Consider the following 13,478-nt stretch of genomic DNA (forward strand, 5'->3'; position numbering starts at 1 on the left):
TAGTAAATAAATTATATAAATCAAATACTTTTTTATTAAATATAAAATTTATTTGATTTAATTTTGTTAATTTTGGGACTGTGTTATTCTACTATTGTGACGCTAAAAATAACTTCCCTGTGCAGAAAAAAATGATGACACCATTGCTCATTGATGCATTAACAATTTCTGAAGGCAGGTTTGAAAAACCATGCCCAGTTTTAGTTTTGAAAATGATGTTACTCAATGAGGAAATGAGCGGGGAGTTTTCAGAAAAAATTAAAAATCAAGCATTACTACTGCTCGCGATATATCGTAAGTTACTGCTTGCTGTCGATAGGGACTTATGTAAGGTAAAAACTCTAAAGGATAGTGTGAAAAGAAGACACTGGGCTAAAGTGGATAAAGCACAGGACAAGATGGTGGTTGCAGGCCAACTTCGACTAAAGAGTTTAGATCCAGAAGAAATGATTTTATTTTTAATACACAGCATTTTTTGAAAAAGCTGCCGATTTCCTTTGTTCAAGAATTGGTTAATTGGGCATCACCGGTGGTGAGTGGTAATTTTTTAATCGAAAATGTTTTAGCTGGTTATATCGCCCAGAAGCTTTTGCCATTAGAAAGAATTAAAGTGAAAGAGCTGGGCAAGTCTGTGCAACCATATTTTCATTTAGCTAACTTTTCTGTATTTTTACCTCGACTGGAGGAACTTTATCAAAAATATCAGCAGCAAATTGTTCGTGTGGCACCAATGGCAGAAGTTGCTTTGGCTTTAACAGACTTGAAGAAGGCAAGAGTCTATCGTATTCGGAGTAGTTCATGAAAAGTTATTTCAAGAAGCTCCTAGAATGTATTAATCAGAATGAAAATATAGAAGAAAAAGAACTGATCCAAGCATTATTTTTGTTGCGTGCACACTATAGCTTAGCTGGCATTGTTGTCATTTGTCAGCGAATCTTCACATTGATTGGGGATGATGAATTATCAGAATTTCGTGATGAGCTTAATACGTTAAAGATCATTAGTAGATTACAGGATGCTGAGAAATATTCACATTTCTTCTCAGAAACAACAGATAGAAATAATATACTTACGCCATTACGCCCCTACACTGGAGACAGTGGTATTTGTGACTTGCTATTGATTCAAGCAGGAATAAGTCAAAATAATGAGAGTTTTAATACGGTAATAAGGTGGTTTTTAGACCAAATCTTTCACTTTCAAAAAAAAGTACATACCCTAGGGCTTTATAGTAGTTATTTAAAGGGTGATGGAAGCATAAAGCTGAAAGGTCAAAAAGGATCTCGTGTGTATAACGCCTTTTTAGCGATTAGGCTGTTGGGTGATCCAAGTCATGAGGATATTTTAGAACGAGTCAAAGACTTAATCACTCAAAACGGACCGGAACAATGGATTCGTTCAATGTCCGATCGTTCTGAAGATAAACGATTTAAAGAAGTTTTTTATCCATTAAAGCTATTTTTATCCCAAATTTGGGAAAACAATCCTCTAAAAAATAAGAAGAAACGTCCAAAGTTTGTACACTGTATAGGGTTAAAGCACAAAAAATTGATCCTGCAACGATATGGTTCATTAAGTATTGCTATCCAACCTTTAGAGGATGTAGATGAAATTCATCGTGGTCTAGTCTCTGATGTATTTGAGCATGATGAGATTGAAGAAGATGAAACACCATTGGAGCCCTTGTTTAGATTTTTTTTGGCAGAACAATCCGATTTAATTCGAGGGCTTTATGCATCTAAGTCTACTTCTCAACATATTGAAGCTGCAAATGTTGGTTTAGTTTGGACCAAATCGCGATTGTCCTTAAATTCAATTCAAGAAGTATTTAGGCTCTGTCAACCATCTCATACTGATGCCAGCTTAATCTTACGCGCAAAATTAGCTTTAATATTGAGTTTACTCACAGGACGTTCGGTTACTGAATTAACAGCGCCTCGTTTTAGTCGAAATGCAGATCAGAATAATATTGCTATTCAGTATAATCATACTTTATCTGCATATGTATTAAGTGTGTTTGCAGGGACACCGACACTCAAAAAAAAACCAGAACATTCTAAATTTCATGTGCCATGGACCAATGAATTACATTTGGTTTTACCAAGTGAACTCAATGATTTGGTGAGTCAAGTCAAAAATCTTGGGATTACAAGACGTCATATGGCAGTTGAACGTGACGTGAGTGAACTGATTAACCGTTTACCTCAAGAGCTAGAAATCAGCCTCAAAAGCATTCGAGATATTCTTCCACGGTTGTTATATGAGCATAGCCAAGGTGATTTAGCTGTCGTTAAAGCAGTGACGAATGCATCAGGTCGAAATTATGATAACTTGATTCATTATGCCTCTTTTGAACAGAGGCAACTTGAGCAACTCTGGGCTGCTTGTTTAAGCACGATAAAAATTAATATTCCTGAATATAAATACTCTTCCAATAAGCGGGTGGGTAGCCCAATTGGAATAAAGATTATTGAAATACAAAATGAAATTACACGAATAAAAAAGAGCATAAATCATGCTGCCGAACAGAAAGATTGGCAGACGCTCTTTGATAACTTAACATTGTATACAGCATTATGGATGAATCTTGCAACTGCAGGACGAGGAATTAAGCAGCCCTTTCCAAAGTGGATCAGTCAGCAAGGCTGGGCATTGATTCAAGATAAACATCATCAAGATGAATCAACCGATCGTTATGTGCCATTGACGCAAGCATTGATCAAACAGATTCAAGGTTTACGTGGTTTGATGGGAATGCTAGGGGAGCAAGTTGAACCACGTGTTGATTTATCATCTTATGCTGTGCAACTTTGTGATCCTCATCAGATTGAAGGTTTAGTTAGAAATTGGGCACGGAAGTTGGTTCGCTCTGATTATAATCAGTTACCTGGACGGTTCAAGGACGCTGGACTTGGGCACTGGATACGGGGTCGTCATCCATGGGATATGTTATCTGTATTTCCTGTATCAGCTTTTCAACAACAGTGGCTTGATGTACAAGAAAACTTGCAAAAACAATTAGGTTTCGAATGTCTTGAAGGTTTTGATTTTTTAAAAATCAAGCATAAGAGGTGGTCCCACTTGTTTGAACAACTAAAAGCTTATTTATAAGTGATATTCTGCTCTAGTTAAGCTACCTTATTTTGTTGTGGTAGCTGGTCATAGTAAAACTCATCTGGAGTCATTTTGTCCAGACTCGAATGAGGTCGTTTCAAATTATAAAATTCAAAATATGCACTCAATTGCTTTTTCGCATCGGTGACACTGCTATAAGCTTTGAGATACACCTCTTCATATTTAACGCTTCTCCATAACCGTTCAACCATCACATTATCAATCCATCGACCTTTACCATCCATACTGATTTGAATGCCATTTGATTTCAATACATCAATAAATGCATCACTGGTGAACTGACTGCCCTGGTCTGTATTAAATATTTCAGGTGATCCATATTTTTCAATCGCTTCATTTAAAGCCGAAATACAAAAATCCACCTCCATACTAATCGATACCCTATGCGCAAGTACCTTGCGGCTATGCCAATCAATCACAGCACATAAATAAACAAAGCCTTTTGCCATAGGGATATACGTTATATCCGTACACCACACTTGATTACTGCGCTGAATAGCCAATCCTTTGAGCAGATATGGATATTTACGGTGAGCTTGATTGGCCTGACTTAGATTTGGTTTACGATATAACGCATTAATGCCCATTTTCTTCATTAAAGTACGTGTATGACGTCGTCCTATATGATGTCCTTGACGATTCAATAAATCACGCATCATACGGCTACCTGCAAAAGGGTATTGCATATGTAACTCATCCATACAGCGCATCAGCTTCAGATCTGATTCACTCACAGGTTTTGGGCGATAGTAATAACAACCACGGGAGACTTTCAGCAGCTTAGCTTGCTTAGATACTGAAATCTGAAGTGAGTCATCGATTAACTTTTGTGGTTGAAGCGGCCCAGTTTCTTCAACACACCTTCTAAAAAATCAATTTCTAATGCCTGCTCACCGATTTTTGCATGTAGTTTTTTTAGATCGATGGGTGGTTCTGTTGGAGCTTTTGATTGATCGAAAGCTTGCGAGGAAGCTGAAATCAGTTGATTTTTCCAGTCAATAATTTGGTTTTGATGAACATCAAATTCAGCACTCAATTCAGCAAGTGTTTTTTCTGCTTTAATCGCAGCAAGTGCTACCTTAGCTTTAAAGTCATTTGAATGATTTCTTCTTGGTCTACGTGTCATAAAATACTCCATATATTGATGTTTATAACATCATTTGGGGAGCAAAATATCACTTATAAGTGTTGTTCAAATTTCCTGATCCACCTCTATATTCCAATATTTGTTTTAACCCAAGAGACTAAAACAGCTCAAGTAGAGACGAAGCTGAGAATACAATATTCAGAAAATGATGTAAAAGAATGGCTGAAAAACTCAGAGTATGAGTCCTATTGTCCGTTGATTTTTGAGGAAAATCCTGAGCCACAAGTAGCTTTAGAGCTTGGACATGTATTAGCTTCACATTTAGCTAAAAATACAAACATTGATTTGCCAGAAGCGATCAAGGCATATTGTGCTTATATTCGCGATAAAACGAAAATTCCTTTATTCGTTCAGCTACCTCAAAAGGCTCATCGTACATGGCTGACATCTGAAAATAGTTTTAGTACATGGTGTTATATAGAACAAAACTTACTTGATGTTATTCAGGAGGATTTAAAAAAATTACCTGAACATCAAAATTGTGATGTTGAAATAGGACGTTTGCTGGTTGTACTCTCGATGTATTCACAATTGTGCAGAGTAAGCCATTTACAAGCAATGTTAGAGTTTATTGCTTCTGATCAGCCTATAGTCGCTATGGGGAATAGTCGGCTCGTTGAACTGACAGTGAATAATGATAGATCTGTGACAAAGATACGCCGTACAGTAATGTTAAGTCCTTATGTCTCGACGTTAATTTTAGTAGACCGACAGTATCTACAGCCCCGATTAAAAGAGATTTTAGCACAGCCAAGAAATCAACAAAGAACGGCTTGGCAAAAGTGTTTTAATACATATTTAAAACAAATAGGGGTTAAGTCAACTCTATCGTTAGCTCAATGGTTGAAAGCTTTACAGCAAAATGTGATGTTAAATAGCACTCCGTTGATTGCAGGTTATATATCAGGCCAAGTCCTGACTGAAGATCTTTCAATAAATGAATTATTACGCTTATTCGAATATGAAAAATTAACCACAAATTTAGATAGCACTGAGCCAGAAAGTGAAATAGAAATAGACGATGAGCAACTACATTTGTCTGATATTTTAGCGATGATTCAGCAACTAAAAGGTGAATCTAGATCAAGCATTTGGCTTAAACAGCTTGCCAATAATGAAACGAATCACTACTCAGTCAATTTATTAACGTGCTTTGTGCGATGGCTGATTTTACGCTGTGATGCAGAAGAGTTAAGTCTACAGAATCGAAATATGATTCATCTACATTTGGCCATCGTCAGTGCAGGTATATTGGGGTTTTCAGAAGATTTAACAAAAGATAGCCAGATTGATGAAGATGTATTTCAAAAATGGATGGAGTTGACGCAAGAGCATTTTCCACACCGCAAGCATCTCGCTGCGTGGAATCGCTTTAGAGATTTTTTAATTCAATTAAATGATGATCGTATAAAGTTACACAAGCGTACAGCGCATCAAGCAAGTGCTAAGGTTTTTTCAAAAAATGAAGTGCGGCAGATCGTTCAAATATTACAATCTGTAGAATCTGGGGTGAATGATACTGCTTTACGTCTAGAGATTCAGCGTCATTTTCGTTTATCTGCGGCGATGGGTGTACGCCGTTCAGAGACACTTCATTTACGGCCCTTAGATATTGATGAGGATATGCTCCGAATTCGTCCTTATGGTGAGCATCAGTTAAAAACACTTGGATCAGAACGTGTTGTTCCGATGAATTTATTAAGTCAGACGATTCAAAAGGGATTAGATGATATTTATCAGAATAAAAAAGATTCAATATTAATGTCCGATGAGAACAGTGAGCATAGGCCTTTTTTTGATCAAATATCTCAAATATTAAAGAAAGCCACTGGAGATATTGATCTCAGCTTACATCATTTAAGACATACGTTTGCAAGTGCATATACTTTAAAGTGTTTGCAAACAGTGGTTGATTTTAAAGCGCTGACAATAGAACTGCCATGGCTACAAACTTGGATGCCATCGAATGAGCAATTTAATACGCTAGTAGGCAATGAAGGACAGGTTGGGCAAGGGATTAAGGCGATTAGTCGAGTGCTTGGACATTTACATGAATCAACAACATTAAAGCATTATATTCATATCTTATTTCTAGCTACTTATGCCTATAGCATGCAACAACAGCAACCCAATTTACATACTGCATTTTTTAAGCGAGTCATGAGTCGGAGTAATTTATTCTGGCATTTCCAAGCGATTCATCAACAGAATGGTAATCTAAAATATGAGTTGAGAGACACCATCGAAAAATATGTACTCAAAAAAAGACAAAGTCAGAGGTGGGTCATCTATGCTCAAAAAAGAGGGAATTCGACTGGAAAAGTAATTAAACACGAATTATTTCAAAAGTTTGAAGATATTGAGCGGTATCTTATTTCTGGGCAGGGGCAGCCACGATTAGATATTGAGTCCTGGAAGAAAGCTTTAATTATGATGGCAAACATTCCGTCAGGTAAACGTGGTTCAAATATAGGAAGACATCCATTATCGACACAAGGAAAGTTAGCACGTTTGCCTGAATTACTCAGTGCTGTAGATTTTAATTCTGCACAAGAGATTTTAGAGCGATTTGATTATTTAGAACAAAACCAATCAGAAACTTATAATTGGTTAATAAAAAAATGGTTGTATGAAAGTAATGTAACAAAAGTATTGATGCATTTTACGGCAGAGGATGAACCTATGCTTTCAATCCTTACAGAACATCAGTTTTTTCCGATAGTGATGAAACATAATAAATATGATTATTTTAGAATTATGTCTCAACAAGCGTCATTAAGCGCCGTGCGATGGGTACTAGCATGGTTGAGTGTACGATATTTGGTGATTAGAGATCATATCAGAATTTAAGTAAATATGACTTACGCACGCTTTATTACATAAAGTTTTGAAAGACAGCGCTACCCTAATTGAGCTAAATTCAAGTGACAATTTGGGTATAAGTGCAGCCAAATTCTGTGAATTTGTTCAAGACAGCTACGTGTGCATAAATATCATTTACCTGACTACATCATACCTTGCATTTAATATGCTGCTAGAAGCCGTATAGCATCCTTCCTTGTGCAAATAGCCTAAGCATATATCGTTCAACCTAAGGGGCCTAGGAATCAGCGACTTTGATTTGTTCTTTGCTTTCAATTTGATCCATATGTTATCGATTTATATTTTTTTATTTAAAAATGAATAAAAAAATTCTAATTCGGTTTGACCAAAGAAAAAGATACCCATATGATAATTACATTACAGCAAAATCTGTAATCGGGCGTGGAAACCCGCATCTCAACGTGCTAAAGAGTCACTTTTAGTGGCTCTTTTGTGTCTGCATGGCAATGCTTTATGGCAGGCCAAGTAGGGCAGTCTATGACTGGCCGTTTCGTTGAGCGGTATTTCCACCCCTATTTGGTTTGCCACCATCTCGTGGAAAAGATGTTGGCAAATTTCACATTGATCAACGAGATTACAATATGAAAAATATCATTTTAAAAGTACCCATTTCTCTTAGGTTTCTTTTGTTAGCGCTGACTGAATATTGACGGTCATTTAATTCATCGCTTTAACCAAATCGAACTATATACACTTTCAAATTTCGTACTTGAGCGAAAGTAGGACAGTGTTGTCTGGAGAAAATAAAAATGGGTCCAACACGATTATTGACCAATATTATTCAGCGTAAAGTTATGTTGCCAGAAGAAATGTCACCTTCAATGCAGCGTGACAATTTTGAAGTAGCACTGACTGATTTTGAAAAACATTCCATCATCAAATGTTTATTTAAAGCGGATAACCAGCGTTCTACGGAATGTTGGAATGTGCAAGAAATTGCAAACTTTATTGAGGATTGCACAGAAGATCAAAACATCAATTTATGCATTTTGTATTGGAAAGATATACACGGCAATATTTACATTATTGATGGGGCACATCGTCTTTCCTGTATTTATGCATGGATCAATAGATATTTTGCGGATGAGCAAGTCCCTCAAGCACCTAATTTCAATGATCAACAAAAACAAGATATTCGTTACCTCCGCAATTAAGAGATGGCTCCGTAAATTTGAACAACTCCTATAAGTGATATTTTGCTCCCCAAATGATGTTATAAACATCGATATATGGAGTATTTTATGGCACGTAGACCAAGAAGAAATCATTCAAATGACTTTAAAGCTAAGGTAGCGCTTGCTGCGATTAAAGCAGAAAAAACACTTGCTGAATTGAGTGCTGAATTTGATGTTCATCAAAACCAAATTATCGACTGGAAAAATCAATTGCTTTCAGCTTCCTCGCAAGCCTTCGATCAATCAAAAGCTCCAGCAGAACCGCCCATTGATCTAAAAAAACTACATGCAAAAATCGGTGAACAGGCATTAGAAATTGATTTTTTAGAAGGTGTGTTGAAGAAACTGGGCCGCTTCAACCACAAAAGTTAATCGACGACTCACTTCAGATTTCAGTATCTAAGCAAGCTAAGCTACTGAAAGTCTCCCGTGGTTGTTATTACTATCGCCCAAAACCTGTGAGTGCATCAGATCTGAAGCTGATGCGCTGTATTGATGAATTACATATGCAATACCCTTTTGCAGGTAGCCGTATGATGCGTGATTTATTGAACCGTCAAGGACATCATATAGGACGACGTCATACACGTACTTTAATGAAGAAAATGGGCATTAATGCGTTATATCGTAAACCAAATCTAAGTCAGGCCAATCAAGCTCACCGTAAATATCCATATCTGCTCAAAGGATTGAATATTCAACGGAGTAATCAAGTGTGGGCAACGGATATAACGTATATCCCTATGGCAAAAGGCTTTGTCTACTTATGTGCTGTGATTGATTGGCACAGCCGTAAGGTGCTTGCCCATAGCGTATCGATTAGTATGGAGGTTGCATTTTGTATAGAAACATTAAATGAAGCTATTGAAAAATATGGCCGACCTGAAATCTTTAATACAGACCAAGGCAGTCAATTTACCAGTGATGCATTTATTGAAGTGTTAAAATCAAATGACATCCAAATCAGCATGGATGGTAAAGGTCGTTGGGTTGATAATGTGATGATTGAACGATTATGGCGGAGCGTTAAATACGAGGAGGTTTATCTCAAAGCCTACAGCAATGTTTTTGATGCGAAAAAGCAATTAAATGCCTATTTTGAATTTTATAATTTGAAACGACCTCATTCGAGTCTGGACAAAATGACTCCAGATGAGTTTTACTATGACCAGCTACCACAACAAAATAAGGTAGCTTAACTAGAGCAGAATATCACTTATAAATAAGCTTTTAGTTGTTCAAACAAGTGGGACCATCTCTATTATTTAGGAGATCTTGCTGATTTTCAAAAAATTTGTACTGATGCCGAATTTGCAGAAAAAAATCGAAATTAGGCGATATTAAAATCAGTTTCCGGCAGGTACTGGGGACTCCAGAAGATGCGCGACGGGTATTTCAATCGATTAACTCAGATACTAAACGTCTAGATAAATATGAGGAATATCATCTCAGAAGTCGCGGGAGTGACGCCTATTATGCGATCTATGCCTGTTGTTATATCAATGACAATAAATCTAACTTGGAAGAGCTCCAATATACACGTTTAAATGAGCTGATTGAGTTAGGGGAGAGGATCCATCAGCTCCTTTTTTCGACCATTTTATTAGACAATGAAATGAGTCATGGCAAAAAAATTGGCTTGGTCAATGAGTTGATGAATATCATTGCTGGTGATCAGATTCATAATATTATGAGTCTGAATCAGGGGGAACGCGTTGAAAACCTGATGTCGCATCTGTTGACCATTCTTTGCAGAATAGCGACGCCTGTAAAAAATACTGGGGTTCCGAGTTTGGGCTTTCATCCATACTTATATTTTTATAAGGACCAGCGTTTTCAGATTACTTCTTTTCTTGCATGGTTTTCAATTGTGTATGAAATTCATGAAAGCCTCATGCAGATTCATCATCGAACGATTAGTTTCAAAGACTTCACCCGGGTACGCCGTAGTATTGAGTTCTTGATTGCTAATTTCCCCGTGGCGACCACTGAAACGGTCGGCAAGTTCGGCAGTGGTATCAAGGGCTATGATCGGCTACAAATTGTCTATAAAGCCTTTATTTGCTTAAGCTTGGAAATGGAAGTTGATTTTGATGATGAGGAATGCCTGAATACCTTTATTCTGTCCATGTCTAAGGCCTTCAAGTACATAAACTTTAACGAGTTTTATGTCGAAAGATTTTTGGGTGGTTATGATGATGCAGTCGTCAAGCATGTGGTGGGATATGTGGAGTCGATTAGTCCAATTTCTCGGTCAAAGCCCAAGGCCTTTTCGGCATTAACCAAGAGTCTGCTTAAGCACAATTTTCTGGTGGGTAATCATAACTTTTGCCTCATTTGTGATGGATTGATCTATCTTGATTCTACTGAATCGGATCATCGGATTGCCAAAGCCGTAGGTGGGCAAGGTGTTCTAGAGAATGGTCTGCTGGTTCATCCCATCTGTAATAGAATGAAATCAGATCTGAGTCTGGAAGAGATTAGAGCGGATTTGTTTGGTGAATTACTGTATTAATCAACAGAGCGATGAGCTCATTTTTGCAGATGTATCAATGATTAATCACATGATTTAACTTGTGATACATTCAGCCAATGTGGTTATTTTTAATTCAGTCTAGAATCACAACCAGAAACTAGCTGTAGTTTCTGAATGACCGTCAAGGTCCTTAGTTTCGCCCATAGATTCCCTCTGTGGGCTTTTTTTTGATCAAAAATTGTATAGATGCTATAAAATAAACCTTTTAGCATTTCATAAGCAATTAGGATTAAGGCTGAGACCATCAGCACAACAAAAATGAGTTCCACTCTAGTTAACATATTAATTCCTTTTACTTTTCACTTAATTTATATAGCAGTTAAGTCGCAGCATCAATGACATAACATGACATGGAAAATAATTAAAAAGACAGAATTTGGATTTTTATCAGATCTACTGTTTGCATGCTTCAACAGTAGCTTTGAATGTTTCACTTAAACTTTAAACTTTTTTTAAAATTGAATATTTTTACATCTAGGTTCTAAACTTTGATAGAATTAATTAAAACTTTAGATTTCAAGTGTAAGCAATGAGAAGCGCTAATATTCGACGTGATGGCTACTTAAAATTTCTGAATACATGGCAAAACCGTGATGTCATTAAAGTGCTTTCGGGTGTACGTCGCTCTGGAAAATCCACCTTGCTGGCGATGTTTCAACAAGACCTAAAAGCACAGGGGGTACAAGCCGAAAACATCATTGTCATCAACTTTGAATTTATGGAATTTGAAGAACTCACCGATTACCGTAAACTACATGATTATGTATTGTCCAAAGTTGATGAAAGTAAGAAAAACTATGTTTTTTTAGATGAAATACAACATGTTACCAATTTTGAAAAAGTAGTCGACTCTTTATATGTTCGGGATTATATCGATTTATATATTACAGGTTCAAATGCATTCTTTCTGAGTGGAGAACTTGCGACTTTACTCACAGGACGCTATATCGAGCAACATGTTTTACCCTTGTCATTCCAAGAGTTTAAACAGTGGCATATTGAAAATAATCCGATCATCCAACAATTATCCAATCGTGATTTGTATGCTATGTACACGCGAAGTAGTTTCCCCTATACGCTTGCCATGACCAGCCAGCAGGAAACCTATGATTACTTGCAAGCAGTCTATGCCAGTGTAATGTTTAAAGATGTTATTCCCCGTTTAAATACTGCCGATATTAACTCTCTCGAGCGTGTCGCAAGATATTTGGCAAGCGTGACAGGCTCACCCATTTCCATCAATAAAATTAAAAATACCTTTGTTTCAAGCGGGGTTAAAATCTCATTTGAAACAGTGAAGCGCTATATTCGGGGCTTACAGGACAGTTTGCTATTTTATAGCGCCGCACAATTTAAAGTACGTGGGCGTGAGTTATTACAATCCTCTGAAAAATACTATTTAGTTGATGTCGGATTGCGCCGCATTATGTTGCCTGATGCTAATGCTGATCAAGGTCATATTTTAGAAAATGTGATTTATCTTGAGCTTGTCAGACGAGGCTATACGGTCTATGTAGGGCGGGTTGATGAATATGAAATTGATTTTGTTGCTGTCGATACTTTACAGAATTTAACTTATTATCAGGTGGCATTAGAAACGCTCAATGAGGAGACACTAAGCCGAGAGTTACGTCCATTACAGAAAATTTCTGATTCATATCCCAAGTATTTACTTACCTTAGACACCATAGGGACTGAAGCCAATTATAATGGTATTGTAAAAATGAACGCTCTTGATTGGTTGCTGTCTGAAAATAAATAAAGTGGAGTGTAGGCATCGACAATCCAATTTCTCGATCAAAGCCCAAGGCCTTTTCAGCATTAACCAAAAATTTGCTTAAGCATAATTTTCTAGTGGGTAATCATAACTTTTGCCCCATTTGTGATGGATTAATCTATCTCGATTCTACTGAATCGGATCATAGGATTACCAAAGCCGCAGGTGGGCAAGGTGTGCTAGAAAATGGTCTGCTGGTTCATCTGCTCTGTAATAGAAGAAAATCAGATATCAGCTTAGAGGAGACTAGAGCGGATTTGTTTGACGAGCTTTTGTACTAATTTATCAGCAAGATATGGCTTTGGTCTGGCTGATTTACCCTAACCAGCCTTGCAAGTCATGGTTAGTCAATACTCTTGTTCTTAACCTGAACATAACGCCTAAACGATCCGATTCTATAAAGTTGGATCGTTGATTAAGCCGTTTTTAAGGACTGATTTCTATATATACAGGGGGCAGTCCTTTTAATATCACTTTGATTCATCGTATTGAAATATTGATGTTACAAAATAGTACTATTCATGTGATTGATTTAAATCAAATAGGGGATTGCAAAATGAAAAGTTTACTAACAACATTACAAGGCTTATTAGTACGTGAGCCGTCAGATTTAACCTCACAAACAATTGCTAAAATGGATGTAACCATTCATCGCCAATACCAAGATCAACAGGTGATACTATTACGTACTGACTATTTAGAATAGTCTGAATAATTAAAAAAACACACAAAATAATGAAGCTATAAAAAAGCTCCTTTAAAAAACCGCAATTCATTAAAACTACAACAAAACTTACTTTTAAGCTGTGCGATCAGCAATATGCT

Annotated in this window: 4 protein-coding genes and 6 pseudogenes; 9 read left to right on the plus strand and 1 reads right to left on the minus strand. The window is 36.8% G+C overall.

All coding sequences use genetic code 11. From position 1 onward, the window contains the following. Window positions 1–131: 131 nt before the first annotated feature. Both F893_RS16340 and F893_RS16345 read left to right on the plus strand, forming a co-directional pair. Window positions 132–802: pseudogene (locus tag F893_RS16340) on the plus strand (hypothetical protein). Continuing rightward, a pseudogene (locus F893_RS16345) lies at window positions 799–3,060 on the plus strand (site-specific integrase); the annotation flags it as partial. The pseudogenes F893_RS16340 and F893_RS16345, both read left to right, overlap by 4 nt. Before the next feature lie 68 nt (window positions 3,061–3,128). Here F893_RS16345 and F893_RS17720 read toward each other — a convergent pair. Beyond that, window positions 3,129–4,261, minus strand: a protein-coding gene (locus F893_RS17720; RefSeq protein ID WP_227554019.1) for an IS3 family transposase whose coding sequence is annotated in 2 segments (ribosomal slippage) — window positions 3,129–4,009 and window positions 4,009–4,261 — 1,134 coding nt in all. Because the reading frame shifts where the segments join, the coding sequence is not laid out codon by codon here. A gap of 81 nt (window positions 4,262–4,342) precedes the next feature. Between F893_RS17720 and F893_RS16360 the strand changes: the two are divergent. From F893_RS16360 to F893_RS16395, 7 genes and pseudogenes are all read left to right on the plus strand, one after another. Next, window positions 4,343–7,132: pseudogene (locus tag F893_RS16360) on the plus strand (tyrosine-type recombinase/integrase); the annotation flags it as partial. A 782-nt stretch (window positions 7,133–7,914) separates the two neighbouring features. Further along, a pseudogene (locus F893_RS16365) lies at window positions 7,915–8,316 on the plus strand (hypothetical protein); the annotation flags it as partial. Between the two features lie 90 nt (window positions 8,317–8,406). Further along, a protein-coding gene (locus tag F893_RS17725) for an IS3 family transposase (protein WP_223287772.1) occupies window positions 8,407–9,539 on the plus strand; the annotation gives its coding sequence in 2 pieces (ribosomal slippage) (window positions 8,407–8,659 and window positions 8,659–9,539; 1,134 coding nt in all). Between the two features lie 63 nt (window positions 9,540–9,602). Further along, window positions 9,603–10,855 (plus strand): annotated as a pseudogene (locus F893_RS16380) (HNH endonuclease signature motif containing protein); the annotation flags it as partial. Window positions 10,856–11,405: 550 nt separating this feature from the next. Further along, complete coding sequence (locus F893_RS16390; RefSeq protein WP_004281980.1) at window positions 11,406–12,638, plus strand: ATP-binding protein; 1,233 nt, start codon at window positions 11,406–11,408, stop codon at window positions 12,636–12,638. Window positions 12,639–12,658: 20 nt separating this feature from the next. After that, window positions 12,659–12,934 (plus strand): annotated as a pseudogene (locus F893_RS17730) (HNH endonuclease signature motif containing protein); the annotation flags it as partial. A gap of 275 nt (window positions 12,935–13,209) precedes the next feature. Then, window positions 13,210–13,359 carry a hypothetical protein gene (locus F893_RS16395; protein ID WP_227574743.1) on the plus strand — a complete coding sequence of 50 codons (150 nt, stop codon included), beginning with the start codon at window positions 13,210–13,212 and terminating at the stop codon, window positions 13,357–13,359. Window positions 13,360–13,478: the final 119 nt, after the last annotated feature.

Origin of the sequence: Acinetobacter sp. CIP 102136, from assembly GCF_000369685.1 — a bacterium.
Classification (GTDB): Bacteria; Pseudomonadota; Gammaproteobacteria; order Pseudomonadales; family Moraxellaceae; genus Acinetobacter; species Acinetobacter fasciculus.